This is a genomic window from Epilithonimonas tenax DSM 16811 (assembly GCF_000428485.1).
In the GTDB taxonomy this organism is placed as follows: domain Bacteria; phylum Bacteroidota; class Bacteroidia; order Flavobacteriales; family Weeksellaceae; genus Epilithonimonas; species Epilithonimonas tenax.
The window spans coordinates 1-18,581 of the sequence record NZ_AUAA01000026.1 but is presented as its reverse complement, the minus strand read 5'-3'; the positions used below and the strand labels follow the sequence as shown (position 1 = coordinate 18,581).

At 35.0% G+C, this 18,581-nt stretch carries 21 protein-coding genes and 1 pseudogene; 15 read left to right on the top strand and 7 right to left on the bottom strand.

What is annotated here, in order from left to right; genetic code table 11:
• Window positions 1-211: 211 nt before the first annotated feature.
• Window positions 212-910 (top strand): DUF6904 family protein, encoded by a 699-nt coding sequence (locus F564_RS0112390; protein WP_228373901.1) that lies wholly within the window; start codon window positions 212-214, stop codon window positions 908-910.
• 28 nt (window positions 911-938) lie between these two features.
• The gene (locus F564_RS0112385; protein ID WP_028122924.1) at window positions 939-1,643 is read left to right on the top strand and encodes a GNAT family N-acetyltransferase; all 705 of its coding nucleotides are present in this window, start codon (window positions 939-941) and stop codon (window positions 1,641-1,643) included.
• Window positions 1,644-1,667: 24 nt separating this feature from the next.
• Here F564_RS0112385 and F564_RS0112380 read toward each other — a convergent pair whose 3' ends face one another.
• The 7 genes from F564_RS0112380 to F564_RS0112345 form a co-directional block, all read right to left on the bottom strand.
• Window positions 1,668-2,573: a hypothetical protein gene (locus F564_RS0112380; protein ID WP_028122923.1), complete on the bottom strand. Its 906-nt coding sequence runs from the start codon at window positions 2,571-2,573 to the stop codon at window positions 1,668-1,670.
• Between the two features lie 660 nt (window positions 2,574-3,233).
• A complete protein-coding gene (gene arsB / locus F564_RS0112370; protein ID WP_028122922.1) occupies window positions 3,234-4,265 on the bottom strand; it encodes an ACR3 family arsenite efflux transporter in 1,032 nt (343 codons plus the stop codon).
• A 3-nt stretch (window positions 4,266-4,268) separates the two neighbouring features.
• Window positions 4,269-4,646, bottom strand: coding sequence for a glycine cleavage system protein GcvH (gene gcvH / locus F564_RS0112365; protein ID WP_028122921.1), 378 nt, complete (start codon window positions 4,644-4,646; stop codon window positions 4,269-4,271).
• Between the two features lie 18 nt (window positions 4,647-4,664).
• A complete protein-coding gene (locus F564_RS0112360; protein ID WP_027381130.1) occupies window positions 4,665-5,438 on the bottom strand; it encodes a metallophosphoesterase family protein in 774 nt (257 codons plus the stop codon).
• Window position 5,439: 1 nt separating this feature from the next.
• The gene (locus tag F564_RS0112355) at window positions 5,440-6,501 is read right to left on the bottom strand and encodes an ArsO family NAD(P)H-dependent flavin-containing monooxygenase (RefSeq protein WP_028122920.1); all 1,062 of its coding nucleotides are present in this window, start codon (window positions 6,499-6,501) and stop codon (window positions 5,440-5,442) included.
• A 52-nt stretch (window positions 6,502-6,553) separates the two neighbouring features.
• Window positions 6,554-7,027, bottom strand: coding sequence for a DUF6428 family protein (locus F564_RS0112350; RefSeq protein ID WP_028122919.1), 474 nt, complete (start codon window positions 7,025-7,027; stop codon window positions 6,554-6,556).
• Window positions 7,028-7,082: 55 nt separating this feature from the next.
• Entirely contained in the window at window positions 7,083-7,409 is a 327-nt protein-coding gene (locus tag F564_RS0112345) for an ArsR/SmtB family transcription factor (RefSeq protein ID WP_002981116.1), read from the bottom strand.
• Window positions 7,410-7,605: 196 nt separating this feature from the next.
• On the opposite strand from F564_RS0112345, the gene F564_RS20865 reads away from it, so the two are divergent.
• The 13 genes and pseudogenes from F564_RS20865 to F564_RS0112280 form a co-directional block, all read left to right on the top strand.
• Window positions 7,606-8,400 (top strand): hypothetical protein, encoded by a 795-nt coding sequence (locus F564_RS20865; protein WP_028122918.1) that lies wholly within the window; start codon window positions 7,606-7,608, stop codon window positions 8,398-8,400.
• Between the two features lie 85 nt (window positions 8,401-8,485).
• Window positions 8,486-9,577 carry a hypothetical protein gene (locus tag F564_RS0112335; RefSeq protein WP_028122917.1) on the top strand — a complete coding sequence of 364 codons (1,092 nt, stop codon included), beginning with the start codon at window positions 8,486-8,488 and terminating at the stop codon, window positions 9,575-9,577.
• 10 nt (window positions 9,578-9,587) lie between these two features.
• Window positions 9,588-9,911 carry a bacteriophage spanin2 family protein gene (locus F564_RS0112330; protein WP_028122616.1) on the top strand — a complete coding sequence of 108 codons (324 nt, stop codon included), beginning with the start codon at window positions 9,588-9,590 and terminating at the stop codon, window positions 9,909-9,911.
• A 37-nt stretch (window positions 9,912-9,948) separates the two neighbouring features.
• The gene (locus F564_RS0112325; protein WP_028122617.1) at window positions 9,949-10,311 is read left to right on the top strand and encodes a hypothetical protein; all 363 of its coding nucleotides are present in this window, start codon (window positions 9,949-9,951) and stop codon (window positions 10,309-10,311) included.
• Window positions 10,308-11,795, top strand: a complete 1,488-nt coding sequence (locus tag F564_RS0112320) for a relaxase/mobilization nuclease domain-containing protein (protein WP_028122618.1) — start codon at window positions 10,308-10,310, stop codon at window positions 11,793-11,795. Before F564_RS0112325 ends, F564_RS0112320 begins: the two co-directional genes overlap by 4 nt.
• 48 nt (window positions 11,796-11,843) lie before the next feature.
• Window positions 11,844-12,539: a ParA family protein gene (locus tag F564_RS19225; RefSeq protein WP_051259641.1), complete on the top strand. Its 696-nt coding sequence runs from the start codon at window positions 11,844-11,846 to the stop codon at window positions 12,537-12,539.
• 34 nt (window positions 12,540-12,573) lie between these two features.
• Window positions 12,574-13,167 carry a hypothetical protein gene (locus F564_RS0112310; protein ID WP_028122619.1) on the top strand — a complete coding sequence of 198 codons (594 nt, stop codon included), beginning with the start codon at window positions 12,574-12,576 and terminating at the stop codon, window positions 13,165-13,167.
• 135 nt (window positions 13,168-13,302) lie between these two features.
• Window positions 13,303-13,623: a DUF4134 domain-containing protein gene (locus F564_RS0112305; protein WP_371462110.1), complete on the top strand. Its 321-nt coding sequence runs from the start codon at window positions 13,303-13,305 to the stop codon at window positions 13,621-13,623.
• Window position 13,624: 1 nt separating this feature from the next.
• Window positions 13,625-13,939: a DUF4133 domain-containing protein gene (locus F564_RS0112300; protein ID WP_028122620.1), complete on the top strand. Its 315-nt coding sequence runs from the start codon at window positions 13,625-13,627 to the stop codon at window positions 13,937-13,939.
• Complete coding sequence (locus tag F564_RS0112295; protein ID WP_028122621.1) at window positions 13,911-16,985, top strand: TraG family conjugative transposon ATPase; 3,075 nt, start codon at window positions 13,911-13,913, stop codon at window positions 16,983-16,985. Before F564_RS0112300 ends, F564_RS0112295 begins: the two co-directional genes overlap by 29 nt.
• A complete protein-coding gene (locus F564_RS0112290) occupies window positions 16,972-17,640 on the top strand; it encodes a hypothetical protein (RefSeq protein WP_028122622.1) in 669 nt (222 codons plus the stop codon). Before F564_RS0112295 ends, F564_RS0112290 begins: the two co-directional genes overlap by 14 nt.
• Before the next feature lie 11 nt (window positions 17,641-17,651).
• Window positions 17,652-18,338, top strand: a complete 687-nt coding sequence (locus tag F564_RS0112285) for a hypothetical protein (RefSeq protein ID WP_028122623.1) — start codon at window positions 17,652-17,654, stop codon at window positions 18,336-18,338.
• Between the two features lies 1 nt (window position 18,339).
• Window positions 18,340-18,581: pseudogene (locus F564_RS0112280) on the top strand (hypothetical protein); the annotation flags it as partial.

Sequence of the window (18,581 nt, the reverse complement as noted above, 5' to 3'; positions counted from 1 at the left end):
AATCTATTCCATTGAATACCTCGGGGCTCTGCCCCGGGGATTATTTATTATAGGCGACTCTATAGGTTGCTTTTTAAAAGAAACTTCGCCTGAATCGACTTGGAGGGTATTCCGAGCGTTTTTAGGTCTGGTTTTGAAAAAAAGTTGCAGATTCACATTTAAGCAGTAAACCTAATAATAAACTTTTAAAGATAGATTTTCTTGATTAAATTTGTTCAAAACAAAACCATCAGAAATGATCTATGCTGTACCGACAAAAAAAGGATTAGGAGTTGAAATATGGGGAACCCGTGATGATTTAGAATACCTTTATGAAATTATTTCCAAATTCTGGAATGACGAATCTTTTTATCATATCAAAGGTTACGAAGACAAAAACAAATTGATCAGCAGTTTTTCGTATGAAATACGAAAAGCATCCTACGGAAGCAGATTAACAAAAGACAATAGTCATTATTCCATTGAAGAAATTCCTTATGTCGGGTTCAAAATTTCCTGGCCGCATATTGTTTTTTCCATTATTGCACTAAGATACAATATGAGAATGGTCGATAGTAATAAAGCTGACATTGCAATGTTTCTACATCTCGAATACTGGATAGAATTGGCGATGGAAAATTATGATTCTGTCGGCACCAAAAAGCTCTTACCTTATCTCAATGGTGCTGTAAATGCGGGGAATGAATATTTGTATCTGTTTATGAGACATATTAATGCGTCATTTTTTGAAATGAACGGCGGCAAGAATTCTTATAGAAAATTAGCAGATCTAATGAGAGTTTCTATATATTCTTCAGAAGAGTATAATGACCTACTAATTTTTCTTCAGTCGGAGGCGAAAAAGTATAATTGTAAGATAGAAGATCTGGAATTAAGTGATGATGATAAAATATATGAAATAGAGTGGTAGGTCTTTCAGCTAAACCAATAAATAAAAAATGACAAATGAATCACTACAATCTTTGCTTGAAGGATTAAATGAAAATAACCAAATATCTAGTCTAATTTATCGTAGACCTCTAAGTTCAAATGTGGATTTTGCCAAAATATGGGATGATATACCCAAATTGACAGATAGTGTAACTTCTTCTGATGGACCTGACAATTTTTATCTGATAAAAAATGCAGAGAACATTTTTGTAGCCATTGTATATGATATGGTAAGAGATTTACATTGGTTTGTACTACCGGAATATCGGGGAATGGGACATTTGACAAATGCCTTGAAGCAAAGCATTATTCCTCATTTGTTTTTAAAGAGAGATGAACAGAGAATAACGATTAACGAAGTTGAAATAGGTAAAGATAATTTTACAGCTTCCGAAAAAGTGGCGCTCAGGTTGGGCTTTATAAAGAGTGATGATAATGATGGTGAATATCTTTTGTCAGATAATTGTTCTAATGCTAAGGATTATAATTTCGGCAATGATTCTGAGATTTCCTATGACAGAATGAATGAGTTAAAAAAGCATATCAATTTTTTGAGCAGGTCTCTTTGGACAATACAGACTGAAATTGAAATGAAGCTTGGACAAACTGATTACTCTGACGAACTAAAGGATTTAGTCCACGAAATTAGAAATCATACCTGGAAACTGGAGGATTTTTGGTGGTCAAGAAATACCGATAATAATTCTCGGTAGAATAATATATCATCAGTTTTATGATTACTTAAATGACAGAAGATAATTAAAATCAATTTCAAACTTTTTCTTTTCATCCAATTTATCATACCTTTCCTTGACCAAGGGAAATTTATTTGTAATATTTTTTATCATTATACTGGTCATCAGATAGGAATAAAAAAGCATAAGGTAAAGGGTTTCCTTCATATGTTCGTGTTCCATCAGATGTTTGGTCTCTTTTAACTGAAAGGCAAGAATGCCTTCTGAATGAGCATAAACAGAAGCCGTATAATAGAGTTTTGAGAATACGCCCTTTTCACTGAATTTTGATTCTAAAAATAGAGTATCCCAACTTTTAAACAATTTTCCGGAACCATTTTCCAGCAAGCTTTTTTGTTGTTTCTCGGAAAGTTTTTGAAAAATTTCATTGTTTGAAATACTTTTGCGTAATCTCATAATTGCTTCTTGTTCATTCTCAAACCTCTGCTTGTCAATTGCTGTCGACCGAGAGAATACTTTAGACCTTAGCATCATAGAAGACATAATCCACGACTCAAATCTTAATTTTTGTTCGTTTTCACAATCGGAATTAATGTATAAATGTTGATACATTAAAAGAGACTCATACTGTGACCTCACAATTGTAATAATCGAAGACAGATCTAAAAACTTAATATGTGGAGCTTTGTTCTCGTAAAAATTAGATTTGATTGAATGTCCTTTTGATAGCTCTAACAAGCTTAAATTCTGAAGGTGCAATTTAATGACCAATTGTTCCGAGTACATATCTTTCTCCTGTAGCTTTAGGTTTTTTTCCGCTAAGATTTCGTGTAGATATATCATAATATCAGAAATGTCGAACAGCCTCTTCTTTATTTCGTCAATATTTCTGCTTTCGTACAACTTGTAAAATTCTAATACCCAAGTAGTCTCTTTTCCTAAATCCATTTCTTCTCTGCTTATTTAGTCAAATTTATTGAATTATCATTTTATATCTTATTGATTTCATTGTTGTATTTAGATATTTGTTCAACTTTGGGTATTATAAATGGAACTTAAGTCCTTCTTGTATCTGCGTAAAGAAACTATAGATTTAATATCCTACCTGTATAAAATAATATAAGTTCATTCTGGAACCTGTGTAAAACAAGCACAGGTGTAATCTTATACCTAGGTAAAATAGTAAGGTTGATTGTAAGCCTGCGTAAAATGACTACAGCTTAAGCCTTCGTGAAGAAAATACAAGATTTGTTTTTATCAGCCTGTGTAATTTAAATACAGGTCATTACTTAACCTGCGTGAAAAAGATAAAGGTTCAATCTATACCTGCAAAATTAGAATACAGGATAATATTTTCTTATAATATTGTGATTTTTTTTCTCTCTATGACAATGCTGATTTAATATAAATGAATAATTATCAGCGTTATAAATTGTACAAAAATTCTTTTTCAGAGCTCTGAAAAAAACGGCACACTTTTATGGCAAGATGTGTCTTTGTATATACAAACTTTTACAAGTTTTATATCCTAAGACGCTCTTGCCTTTTTTGCAAAAAGGGGAAAAAACTGCGGAACTTGTTTTTTTAGAGTCTCAGCTAATATTTTTTTTAAGTATAGTATTTTCTTTTTAGCCATAAACTAACCCTAACCAATAAAATTAATACGGGTACTTCCACAAGAGGGCCGATGACCCCAACAAATGCTTGTGAAGAATGGATTCCGAAAACCGCTATCGCTACAGCAATGGCTAATTCAAAATTGTTTCCTGTTGCCGTAAAAGCAATCGATGCATTTTTGTCGTAAGGTACTTTCAATGCTTTACTAATGAAAAAACTGATGAAGAATGTAAGAACAAAGTAAATTACTAATGGGATGGCAACTTTAACAACGTCCATTGGTAGCTCTAAAATTTTGTCTCCCTTTAAACTGAACATCAATACTATAGTAAACAGCAAAGCATACAAAGTAATAGGTGAAATAGCCGGAATGAATTTTCTATTGAACCAATCTTTTCCTTTTAATTTAATCAAGAAATAGCGGCTCAAAAATCCTGCAATAAATGGAATTCCTAAATAAATGAATACACTCTCGGCAACATCTTTCATTGGTACCGCAATATTAAAATTTCCTAAGCCTAGTTTTTGTGGTAATACATTAATGAAAAGCCAAACATAAAAACTATAAAACACCAATTGGAAAATACTGTTTAATGCGATTAGCAGAGCTGCATACTCCCGATTACCTTTTGCAAGATCATTCCAGACAATTACCATCGCAATACACCTTGCCAAACCAATCAAAATTAGACCAATCATATAGTCTGGCTCATCTCGTAGAAAAATGATAGCTAAAACAAACATTAAAATAGGACTGATAATCCAATTGAGTAGCAATGATACCGACATTACTTTTTTGTCTTTAAAAGCCATTGGTAACAGGGAGTAATCCACTTTTGCCAAAGGTGGATACATCATTAAAATTAAGCCTATCGCTAATGGAATATTAGTTGTTCCGACAGATAAAGAATTTGTGACAGTAGAAATATTAGGAAATAAATATCCCAACCCAACGCCCAACAGCATTGCTAAAAATATCCATAGGGTAAGAAAGCGGTCGAGGAATTTTAATTTTGGTTGCATCGTCTAATTATTGAGTTGAGCGTATTGTTCCGCAGTTAATAAATTTTCAGTTTCTATTAGGTCTTCAATTTCAATTTTCACCATCCAGCCATTATCAAATGGATTAGAATTTACAAGCGTTGGCTCTTTTAAAAGGTGCTCATTGGTTTCAATAATTTTTCCTGAAAGAGGCATAAATAGGTCGCTGACGGTTTTAATTGCTTCTACAGAGCCAAATACTTCGTCTTGATTGAAGTTATGATTAACATTCGGCAAGTCAACATATACGATTTCTCCCAATTCCTTTTGAGCAAATGCTGTAATACCGACAGTTGCAGTTTTGTTCTCAATACGAACCCAAGTATGTTCTTTTGAATAATGTAGATCTTTTGGAAGTTCCATTTTTTTAGATTTTAACAATTAATAGCCACGTCTTAGATTTTCTGCATACTCGTTTGGAAGAGGGCTGTCTTCCACTGCCTTTGCTGCCTTTTCAAAGTCATAGTCGAAGCGGATAAATTCTACACTGATGCTTTCTTTGTTCAAAACAGAACTGTTTTCATCAACTGTCAACATCACATAACCACCTCTGATATCATTGTCTTTCGGCTTCCCAACAGAACCGATATTTACAGCATGACGAAAATGATCTTGTCCATCAATACCCGAATTTAAAACTCTATGATATGGTTTGTGTGTATGTCCGAAACACATAATGTCGGCATCGGCTTGTTCCATAATACGAAGCATACTTTTTTCTTCACGGTCTTCGAAAAGATATTCATTTATTTTTCTCGGACTCCCGTGTACCAAAAGCAGGTTCAGTTTGTCTTCGTTCAGTTGAAATTCTACTTTTATATGTGCTGGAAGTGTTCGCAGGTACGCCCTTTCATCATCTTTCATCAAAGAATTGGTAAATGAAATGGAGATATTTCCGTTGTCCTTCTCAGCATCTGTTTTGTAGGCGCAACCGCATTCATTACTCATTCTCCCAATGCCAAAATCGTAGTTGCCTGCAATAGTTGGTATTCTTCTTTTACGGATTTCATTGACCACTTCGTTTGGCCAAATATTGTAACCTACTAAATCTCCCAAGCAATAAATGCTGTCGGGATTTCTTTTTTCAACATCTGCAAAGAATGCCTCCAATGCAGGGAGATTAGCGTGAATGTCGCTGAATAATGCAATTTTCATTTTATTTATTTTTATTTAAGAATTCTTCTATTTCAATTATTGTTTGTTTTGCAGATCTGTTTATACCAATTAATGTTGCAGATGCGTAGCCTGTCCAGTTACCATAGCCAACAAACCATAAACCTTCCATTTCCAAAGATCTGCTATCTGTGGTTTTAGCGATACCTCTTTCATCTATACGGACGATTGATCTTAAGTAGGCGGTGTCATAACCAAAGCCTGTGCACCAGACAAAAGCATCAAACTCTTCTGTATTTCCATCATCCCATACCACGCCTTGATCATAAATCTTATGAAATGAACCGCTTGAAACTAAAACACCTCTTTTCTGAGCTTCTTTAACAGGAGGAACCATAACGATATTTCCTAAATTGTACTGCGATGCATCAAAGGGTTTTCCTTCTTTTTCCGCTTTGTATTTCGCTGACGCAACATTAAATAGGTAATAACCATCTACATTGTCTGGAAGAAATTGAGGTTCTCTTTTTGTAGACCATTTTGTTTCAGTAAATCTTGAAACTTCAGCTACAATCTGTGCACCGGAATTCCCTTCACCAATGACTAAAGTTTTCATTCCTATAAAGTCCTCTGGATTTTTGTAGTTTCCGGAATGAATTTGTATTCCCTTAAAACTTTCGATGCCATCTATGTTTGGAATAGTAGGGTTTCCCCAGGTTCCGGTTGCTGAGATAATTGACTTAGCTTTTATAGTGTTCTGTTGTATATCAACGATAAAAAAATCTCCATTTTTTTTGATATTATTAACCTCAAATCCCCGTCTTATATTCAGCTGATAGTGTGCTTCGTATTGCTGTAAGTAATTTATTACTTCTTGCTTAGGAGGAAATTTATTTTTAGATTTCGGCATCGCCCAGCCAGGCAAGGAACTGTAATCGGCTGGTGAAAAAAGGGTTAGACTGTCCCAAGTATGAAGCCAGGCACCTCCAGATATATTTTGTTTATCCAATATTACATAATTCAGTTTAGCTCTTCTCAAATAATATCCGCAGGCTAAAGCGCTTTGTCCTCCTCCAATAACAACGACGTCGTATATTTCATCCATTAATCTTTGGTTTTGATTATTTTACAATGGCAGATTAGTGAGTAAATTATGTTTAGCAACATCCTCCACCTGGTGTGCAAGAATTGTTTTGATTTACATTAAGTTCGGATAAGTTTTTCTTTTCTTTTTCTGATGTAATTCCACAAGCGTCCTGTGCTAAACAAGCTGTAGTCTTATTTTTTAGAATAAATGTTTTCCCGTTAAATTCTAAATCATATTTACCGATTGTCTCACTTTGATATTCAACTTCAATATCAAAATCTTCGATTCCTAATTTATCTTCAGAAAGTTTGATAATGTTGAGTAATTTGTTAGGTTTCAAACGATGTTCAAAATCGTCTGCATTCCAAAGCTGAAAATTGACAACCTTCTCTGAACGGATGACACCGCCACAATCAATAAAGTTTTTATTTATCATTCCTACTTCCGTAACGTGAAAATGTTCCGGAACAAAAGTTCCATTTTCTAATTGGAATTCAACATTTTCTAATGTTGGTAAAATTTGTTTTATTTCTGATAATTTCATAATTAAATGTTTATAGGTTAAATGCAATATTGCGATATATTTAGATAAAAAAATGCTAACAGCATTTTGATTTGGTAACAGTTTGTACTATTGCGGAAAAATAAGTGTTTAGAATTTCGATAGTCTTTTCGTCTATGCAATAGCAGATAGCGTTTCCGGAAATGTTTCCTTTTATAATCCCTGCGTTTTTCAGTTCTTTCAAATGTTGAGAAACGGTTGGTTGAGCTAATGGCAATTCGTTCACAATATCCCCACAGATGCACTCATTGACTTTCATCAGATATTCAATAATTGCTATTCTGGCTGGATGCCCTAATGCTTTTGCAATTGTTGCAATTTGATTTTGCTTATCTGTAAAATGTTCTGTTTTAGTAGCTCCCATAGTTGCAATGTTTAATATTGCAATATTACGATTAATATTTTGAAGAATCCAAATTAATCCAGATTATTCTTTTTTAATCTTCTGAAGTTTCCAGACTAATCCAGATTATTCTTATTTAGCCCAAACCCTTTGAATACTATTGTTTTGGAAGGTTTTAACACCCAATTTTGTCACAGAATTTTTAATCAAAATACTAATGAAAAAATTGAGTCATCTTCTACTATCATTAATAGTAGTATCAATCCAAGGTCAGGTCGGCATCAATACCGAAACTCCAGAGGCGACTTTAGAAGTGGTAGGAAAACCAAATGATGTCAATCATTATGACGGAATTATTCCTCCACGAATTACAGGAAACCAACTCGCTGCAAAGACCTATTCATCTACAAAAAAAGGAGCTATCGTCTTTGTAACATCTCCGGCTACCAATTTATCAGGACAAGTCATTCAAATAACCGAACCCGGATTGTATTATTTTGATGGCAATTTGTGGCAAACATTTTCAAAAGAAAAGCAACCCACTGAATATAGAATTCTATTGACATTTGACCATACCAGCACTGCGGCTCTTAGTGCAACTTCTACATGGTCCGCTCCGGTTAATTATAATGGAAATACAAATAATTATTTAACCGCTTCTAAATACTATACCATTGGGACCAAAAATTATGGAGGCTTAAAAGGATCCGTATCATTCAGAAAAGTTAATGGTATCGTCAATGTAAAATTTCAAATATTCAGGTCGACTGATTCAGAACCAATTACTTCAGACGCACTTATAAATATTCCGGACATCTTTAGTGACATAGGGTATATTCCTAACCAGATTGTTTTTTTACATCCTGAGAATTCAACAATGCTTATTCCTGCCTTGCTTGAAAATTTTACCATAAAAATTCCTCAAGCTTCTTTAGGCGCAATATCAACATCATATTTTACTTATGGAGAACTTCAGGGCTACTCAAATTGGATCAGACCCTATCTACAATAGGATGCTGAAATTATAGCAATTAATATAAATTATACACAGTTAATACGATTCTTAAGACCAAATGAATTTTAATTAAAAAAACAAAATGAAAACATTAATTTATTTTTTTCTGCCTTTCATAGCAATATCAATACAGGGACAGATTGGCATCAACACCCAGACGCCCGAGGCTACTTTAGAAGTTGTAGGGAAACCAAATGACACCAATCATTATGACGGGATTATTCCTCCAAGGATTACAGGAAACCAACTCGCAACAAAAACATATTCATCTGCAAAAAAAGGAGCGATCGTGTTTGTAACATCTCCAGCTACTAATTTATCCGGTCAGGTCATTCATATCACAAAGTCCGGGTTGTATTATTTTGACGGTGATCTATGGAAGTCATTTATACAAGAAGACCCACTAGATACAGTTGCGCTCAAGGGCAACACTTCTACGGTTGAACTTATTGTCAAGAACAGTCTGCATCTTGATTTTGATGAGAAAGAAAATTACATACTGGGCATTTCCAGAAGTCCAATCATAGGTGATTACAATTCTATTTTTGCCACCGATTCAAATATAACGTCCGGAAAGGGAAATTCAGCCAGCGCTTACGCAATGTCTCAAGGCGAAATTACAGGTAAACTTAATTATGGAGCAGGAGTTTCAGCATTGAACGGAATCTTAAATGGAGTGATTTCCGGAAGCAGAAATATCGGAATTGGTCCTGGAGCCATGTCATACATCACTTCAGGAAACGATAACATATCTATCGGCTACCTGTCAGGAACAGGAAACAGAACAGGATCTAACAATATTTTCATTGGTATTGGTGCAGGCAGCCCAGCCACAGGAAACAGAAGCATAAGTAATAAACTGGCTATACATTCAACCCCCGTCACAACAAGTTCAACCAGCTTTTGGGATAGTATCACGAACAATTATACGGATTACAAATTTGCTTTGATTTCGGGGGATTTTTCTGAAAGATGGTTAAATATCAATGGCAAGCTCAGCGTAACACCTTCCCAAATGCCCAATGCAGACGGAGATTTATCCTATACAAAAAAAGTGGTTGCCAAAGCTGATGGATCATTTGGTTTCGCAACAGAAACGGTTCCTAACCCTCCGTCTACCGGAACATATATTCTGAAAAGTGTTAACGGCGTAACAAGTTGGGTAACGCCATAATCATAAAACTATGAAAATTTTTTTTAAATCTTTATCGCTAATAATTATCGTTTCGCTAACATCTTGTAGAGCTATTATTTCGAATCCGGGCAAACCATTAAAAGATAATTCTCTAGAAATAAATCAGAAATATGAAGTTCAGGATTTCACTGCAAAAATCCACAAAATAAAAATCACATTAATTGATAATAAAAGTATTTATGGCATTTCCAAAAAAGGAGAGACTATCTCAATCGATAAAAAACAAATCAGGGAAGTGAAAAAAGTAAAGGTCGTGAGTTCTATCGTTGTAGGCATTATGGCAATTGCAACGGTCATCCTTGTTCCAATATAGAAAACAACATTTAGAAAATCAAATTTGAATTTGAAAGATGAATACTGATGAAGCAAAAGATGAGGTGATTTTGATCAGGATCAAGGGTCAAAAAAAGAAAGACTGGAAAAATCTTTGTTCCAAAAAGCAAATTTCTCTGACAAGCTTAATCATCGACTCTGTTGAGAACAGGATTTTAAATGATGAGAGGAGAAAAATATTGGCGTTCATTGAAAAACAGGATAACATTTTCGGGAAAATTGAAACCAACATCAATCAGGTAGCAAAAATAGCAAATGGTCAAAAGTTCATCAGCGAAAAAGAGCTCAGAAATTTTTCGGATAAGTTAGCAGAGATCTTAATTCTGAAAAAAGAACAGAACGAAATATTTATGAAAATCTATGCAAAGCTATCAAAATGATTGTTAAGATCATGGATCCGGCAGGTCCGAGTTTTCCAGGAGTTCATTATAACGATAAGAAAATTGATAATGGAACCGGAGAATTAAAGCTGATGAAAAATTTTCCTTCCTTCATTAACGAATCAAGCAGCAAGGAAGAAGTAAGAAACTATTTGAGAGCTATTTCGATTGGGAACAAAAAAGTGCAGAAACCTCAATTTCACGCAATGATCTCTACGAAATTTCAAGGACATTCGAAAGAAGAGCTGACTAAGATCGCGGCGAATTTTATGGATGAAATGAAATATGGCGAACAGCCTTTCATTGTGGTGTTTCATAAGGATACAGATAATAATCACGTACACATAGTTTCTACCCGAGTTGATAAACAGACAGGGAAAAAGATCAATGACAGTTATGAAAGGCTTAAAGCCCAAAAAGCATTAAGCGTTACAATGGAAAAATTGTATGGTCAGAAACCGGAAGAAGAACTGGAAAAACTGCTGAACTACAAAATAAGTTCGCTTAATCAGTTGGAAACTCTACTCAATAGAAATGGATATAAGATAGGCAAAAACACAAATGATGAAAATTCTTTTAAAATTTTAAAAAACGGGGTAATACAGCAAACACTTTCAGGAAGTCAGATTGTTTTTGATAACAGCAAAAATGATAAAAGGGCAAAGCAGATCAAAGGTATATTAAGCAAATACAAAGAATTGTATTCCACCAAGGTTTTTAAAGTAGAAGATGATAGGCAACTGAAATCGATGCTCCCAAAAGAAAAATTAGAAGAAAATGATTTAAAAGTAAAAATCACTTTTGAAAGTGAACTTCAAAAAAAGTTGAGAGATGTTTTCGGGATCGATATGGTTTTTCATCATAAAGAAAAAAATCCTTTTGGCTACACTGTAATCGACCATAAAACACAAAAAGTATATAAAGGTAGTGATCTACTGAAAATGAATGAAGTATTTGAATTTACTTCTGAAAAGCTGGATAAGAAGACTTTTGAAATCCTGAAGGATTATAATATTCGCAGCCAGGAAACAAAAAAGATCCTGCTTGAATTTTTTAAGAAGAATAATCCGGAAGCAGAAATCAAGGACTTTATGCTTTTTGAAAACCGGGGTAAAAAAGATCTGGAAACCTATCGAAAAGTCCAGTTTGAAGTAAAGGACTTTATTAGAAATAACAAAAACACAAATGATGAAAAAAAAGATATTTCTATAACGACTGCTGAAGACGGAAAGCTGTATGCTGTTCATACCAAGTTCCATTACGTGGGTGAACTTCAGCCATTAATCGGAGAAAAGGAATATCAAAAATTTCTGAATCCCATAAGCGTAAATGAAGTGCAAACAGAAAACCGGACTGAAAATAATGAAAAAACAGAATTAAACAAAGCCGTCAACGAACTTCTTTTTGAGTTGATGAAAAGTTCTGGAACTGCAAAAGACCCTGCCGAAAATGAACTCAAAAAAAGACAAAAAAAGAGACGATAAAGTTGATGGAAAAATCGTCTTCAGTCCAGTAAAAATCAACTAAAACCTATGATCATCACATTTGCTACCCAAAAAGGAGGAACCGGAAAAACGACATTAGCCATAGCTTTTGCCAATTACATTACCGCTATTTCAGAAAGGAAAATCAATGTTTTCGATTTTGATTATCAGAAATCATTTTACTACAAATGGAAAGATGATGAGCTATTGGACATTCCAAAATTGTACGATGTAGAAATTATTGGCGAGGAAGAAGAGCAGCCTTTTTCAGACTTTGAAACTCTCATTAATTTAAAAGAAAGCGATGAGATTAACCTCTTTGATTTGGCCGGAACGCTCGATGCAAAATACAGTGATTTGCTCATATACAGTGATTTTATCGTAACACCTTTTGAGTATTCCGATGTTTCTGTAAAATCGACTTTGGTCTTTATCAATATGCTGGGACTATTGGAAAGTGAGGCTGAAAGAGTATTTATCCGTTCCAAATATGATAAAGGCTACAAGTATCTGAATCAGGAAGCAATGGACATTGAGCTCGCAAAATATGGAATGCTGCTGCCAAGTCCGGTATTCAAAAGAAACTGCCTACAAACTATTAATACCAGAAGCCTGATAAGCAAACAAAAATATGCAGTAGAACATACATTCGATGAACTTATAAAATACATCAATGAAACCTCAAAAATCAAAATACAAGTGATTAAAAAGAAGGAAAAAATAAAAGATTCAATACCAACATAAAACAACGATCGACTGACAACTAAATCAATAAAAAATGATAAAAATCTCACTTACCATTCTGGCTGTTTATCTGATGTATTATGCAGGTAATATCTTATACGATCTGTTTCTGAAAAAAGAAAGAGAAACCTATAAAGAAGAGACGGAGGAATTTTCTTTGTCCGAAATTTCCGAACAGTACGAAGATCTTACTGCAACTATAGGGATTGAAGATGTAGAAAATCTCAACACTCCCAAGTCCTTTAATAAAAATGTAATCCATTCTGATATCACTGAAGGAAATGAAGAACGACAAGATCTGGAGTATTTAAGAAAACAATTTGAATCTGAACAAGATCTGGATGAATTCGATAATCCATCAAAAAAGGATTTTACCGAAATTGAAAACCAATCACATCCTGAAAATGCTGAATCAAGCGAAGAGTATTTTGAACAAAAGGAAAAAATATCAACCGAAAAGGAAAATCAGAAACCTAATGAAGTGATTAGCGAAAACCCGATCACGGTTAGTGCAGACCAGAAAACTTCCAGAATAAAAGATTGGAAGGCGATGCTCAATCTTTCTGAAACCTTGGTTCAAATGGTTGCGAACTACGATGGATACAAAGTTTATCAATCCACCATGTAGTTAGCCAACTTAAACAAAATCTAACGCACTGATTATTAGAATTAACAGCGGATTTCCATCCGTTGTCCGGGACTTCTATGCCCAAAATTTAACACTCAATTGATTATTAACCCTTTATAAATTTTTTGAATTATGATGAAAAATTTTTTCACAAAAAACGTGACAACAAAAAAAGTTCTAACCCTGGCCTTGGCAATTATGGCGATAACCCCCGCATTTGCCCAAGGTGGTGCAACAGCAATTTCGAATGCAGCAAGTGATATCACTGATTATTGGGATCCGGTCAAACTGATCTTGAAAGCAGTAGGAGGATTGGTTGGTTTCATCGGAGGTCTTCGGGTTTACAACAAATGGACGAATGGTGATCAGGATGTCAACAAAGAGATCCTTGGTTATGGTGGAGCAATGATATTCCTGATTGTAGTTCCGGAATTCGTAACAGCATTCTTTGCCTAATATGGGATTCTATCTCTACAAGGGGCTGAAAAAGCCTCTTGTATTCTTCGGACTCAAAGGGAAATACATCTTTTACGCAGTCGGCGTCATCGGAGGCGGGATCATTTCCGCATTGGTACTCTCGAAGTTTGGTCTCTTAGGCTCTTTGCTTGGTCTTGCAGTCACTGCGGGAGGTGTTTACTTCATTTTCAAAAGACAGGATAAGTATGGTTTGTATGACAAGACCAAAAACTTCGATCACATCTTAATTTTTCCAAAAAGGTTAGACAGTAATAAACTTTTAAAGAATGGCAACAACAAAAAAACAAGCATTTAGCATCCCATTTATAGGCTATGATTATGGAAAAGATTTCAATTGGGATTTTGATGTCCTTTTCGGACAATATGGTAATCCGATTATCGGGATCAAGATAAAAAATATTGTAGAGCAATATTCGGCAGACCCGGATAGCTATCTTAATTTCCACACGGTGTTAAATCAGGTGGTATCGATCATTGGAGAGGGAAGAATTGTTCAGAAGCTCGATATTTTTTCTAAGAAGAAATATACTGCAGAGCAATCCAACCAATTTCTACAACAAAAATATTCAGAACATTTTGACGGCAGGCTTTTCAAAACCATTGAAACGGTTCTGTTCTTTACAGATATTATTGATGATAAACTGAAAAAGAAAAAAAAGCATTACAATTTCTCTGAAAAAAGCTATAAAGAACTACGGGACAAATGCCAAAAAGTATTGATGCTTTTGAAGCAGAATGACTGTGAACCGCAGTTTTTGTTTGAGAAAGATTTTGAATATTACATTTCTGGTGTTTTGTCGATGCAGTTTTCCGAATCTCCCCTATTTGATAATATCAAAAGCACCAACGAATTTTTGCAGATTGGGAACCGATTCGTGAAGAACATTTCTTACGTGGATGTAGAAAACATCGATTTACCTTCAGAAATCGAACCTTATTCTGTTCTCGGCGGTAATGGCGCGGCAGCTGAGACGGCGGTTGATAATTTTAGTTTTATCAATGAACTGGAAGACTACGAAACGATTGTCTATAATCAGATCATTGTGATTCCGCTTCAGGCACAGCAGCAGAGGGAACTCGACAAAAAGAAGAAAAAGCACGAGGGAGCAGCCAACAATTCTCCTTCCAATGCGATCATAGCAGACGAGATTCAGACCCTGCTTCATAACATAGCCATTGACGGACAGCTAGTTGTTAACGCTCATTTTTCCATCCTTTTTTCTGCACAGACACTGGAAAAAATGGAGAACATCCAATCGATGATAGAAAACAAATTATTCACAAAAGGAATCATTGTTTCAAAAAATGCCTACAACCAATTGGAACTCTGGCGATCAGCCATTCCTGGTAATGGAACAGAACTCAGGGAGTATGATCTGTTTATGACGACAAGCGAAGCGGCCTTGTGTTTTTTTTTTAAAGAAAGTTACCCCGTCAATGAAGAATCCAATTTCTATCTGAGGTTTACAGACAGACAAGGCGTTCCACTAAAAGTAGATCCTTCGGATCTACCGATGAAAATAGGAAGAATTAATAACAGAAATAAGTTCGTTCTCGGACCTAGTGGGTCAGGCAAGAGTTTTTTAATGAACAATATTATCGAGCAGTATTTGACCTACAATTATGATGTAGTCATTGTTGATACGGGAGATTCCTATTCGGGAACCTGCAAATATAAGGGAGGAAGATACATCCAATACACTGAAGAAAAACCGATTACTATGAATCCTTTTCTGATGAATAAGAAAGAATTTAATATCGAAAAAATCGAATTTTTGACCAACCTGATCTTCCTGATCTGGCAAGGTCCGGATGCTGCAATGTCATCCGCACAAAAATCCATTTTAGACAATGTGTTGATGTCGTATTACCATCAGTATTTCAACTCGGGAACACAGTGGTATGAAAATAAAACATCTGAAGAACTCATTCTATATTTGGGTAAATACAACATTCACGAAGAGGATCTTTTTTCTGAATATGAGAATGAAGCCAAAGGACAGCATACTTACTATGACATTTTGGGAATTACTTTCGATGCCAGTTCCGATGAAATAAAAGAAGCAGGAAGAAAATTGTTGAAATTTTATCATCCTGATAAGAACATCAATAATCCGGAATATGAAAGCGAAAATTTTTACAAGGTTTATGAAGCGTATGACACGCTTAACGATGAAGAAAGAAGGAAAATATACAATGAAACGCAGTTGATTTTAATCAAGTCGAATGACATCATCAGACAACCCAGATCAGCTGATGAATGGAATGAATCCTTTAGAAAAGCCATCATCAGAAAAATCAAAGAATTAGAAGAAAAGCTAACAGTAGCAGAACTTTCGTTCAATGGGTTTTATGATTACTGTGATCAATTTCTTCCTATCTACCTGAATAACAAAAAACACAATATTATAGAAAAGGAATTTAATCTGCGCACTTTTTTATTTGTACTGAAAGATTTTTACAAAGGCGGAAGGTACGGCACTACGTTAAATGAAAATGCAGATAATACGCTGTTTGACGAATCTTTTATTGTTTTTGAAATTGATAATGTAAAAGATAATCCCAAACTCTTTCCGATCGTAACACTCATTATAATGGACACTTTTATTCAGAAAATGCGCCTTAGAAAAGACCGCAGGAAAGCATTGATTATCGAAGAAGCCTGGAAAGCCATTGCGAGTAAACTGATGGGAGGCTACATTCTTTATTTATACAAAACGGTAAGGAAATTTTGGGGAGAAGCAGTAGTGGTAACGCAGGAGTTGGATGATATTATTGGAAATGCAGTGGTTAAAGATTCCATCATCAATAATTCGGACACGTTTATATTGCTTGACCAGACGAAGTTCAAAGACAACTTTGATAAAATAGCATCACTGCTTTCGCTCAATAAAGTAGAGCAAAACAAGATTTTTACGATCAACAATCTTAACAACAAATTCGGGAGGAGCCGATTCAAGGAATTTTATCTGAAACGAGGTTCAAAAGGAGAAGTGTATGGAAATGAAGTGTCCCTTGAACAGTATTTGACCTATACCACGGAAAAGCCCGAAAAGTCAGCAGTTGAGTACTATGTGCATCAATATGGAGACTATGACGAAGCATTGCACAGGATAGTTGGTGACTTAAAAACCTTCGGAGATAGTCTCGAAAACTTAGTGTCACTCGTGAACTTATATCAAAATCCTCTGGATCAAAAAATCAATTCCTTTTACAGAATGATGAAAAAAGAACACAAAGGAAAGAATGTTTTCAAAGTCATCTCGCAGGAATTGGAAGACCGAAATCTCAGTTTTTTAGAATTAATCAACCAAAAACAAGAGCTATATGAAAAAATTTAGTCTCAAAATAGTAATGCTTCTTTTCCCACTTTATGGGACAATGGCATTCGCTCAAAACACCTACATCGACCCAACCGTAACGGCGGCAATGATTCTCTATTCTGAAAATCTGAAAGCCAAACAGAACGAAGTCATTGAGGAAACTTCAAAGTTAAAGGACGCACAAACCTGGGTGGGAACCCAGATGGTTGCAGCTAATGATATTCAGAATAAAATTTTGAAGGGTTTAAAAGAAGTTTCCGGCACTTTACAAAATGGAATTCAGGCACAGGAAATCTATTCTGAGCTTAATAAATGCTACAATTATTCATCGCAGGTTGTACAACTAGCATCAGAACATCCTGAATATGCAATATTCGGAGTGAAAGCTTCACAAAAAACCTATGAGCAAAGTCTAAAGATCGTGACCGATGTATCTGATATTCTCGCATCCGGAGAACTGAATTTTGCTACTGCAGGAGATCGATATAAAATCCTGCATAATATTTCCGGTAATGTGAAAAATCTGAAGCTTTGGCTTTTGGCGATAAAGTTACGATTGGAAAAAGCCAATCGATTAGGATTCTGGAATTCAATTAATCCATTTGCAGGGTATATCAATACCGACAAAGGTATTGTTGAAAACATAATGAACAGGTACAAACGGAATTTTTAAAAAATTACAAAATGTTAAAGAAGATTCTTCTTAGCCTATTTATTCCGGCTGTTTATTTTGTGTTGACATCCTCCGGTGGCGGTTCTACACCTGCCTGGCAACAGGAAAATGTTTCTTTTCCGATGATGGATATAGAAATCAATGCCACTATGAAAGAACACGACAGGCAAAAGGAAATGCGCCAAAAACAAATTGCCAATGCTACCGTAGAAACAGCTAATAGAACCCAATGGAACCAATTCAAGGAAAAGATTACCAAAGTTCAGGACAGATTGCGGATTATTTCATTTGCCATTCAAGCTGTACCGACAGGAATAGCAATGAGCAGGGAAATAACCAAAATAACAAACAATCAGACTGCTATTATCAATGAAATAAGTGATGCTCCTTATTCAATTATTGCGGTATTGCCTTCCCAGGTTCAATTTGTTGATGATCTGCAAATGGTAACAAGGTTAGTAACAGGGATCATTTTGTCTTACGGAGCCATCAACCAAATGGAAAAATCAGAACGTAAAGTATTATTGGACTATGCTTTAGGGGAACTAAAGGCAATAAGCAGGAATTCTACGCATATGCTGCTCAAGATAAGAGATATTAAAGCCAAAGTAAAACGTAACAAAAGAGCCTTTCAATATTATGTCAATAGGGATAAGCAAGTAGTTGAAAGCATCATGGATAACATCAAATCTTTCTAAAATGAAAAAACTATTTTTTTCCGGAGTTTTTTTCTTCTCTGTTGCATCTGTAAAAAGCCAGCAAATAGTGATTAACGACAAACTTCTGTCACAGATCACCGTAAACCACGGTGTTCGATTAGGAAGCGAACAGGCTTTTCTGGATTCCTATGAAAAGCAAAAAGAATTGTATGATGATATCAACAATAAAATCACGCAGATCATTGCGATTCAGGAATACATCTATCAACAACTGAAAAATGT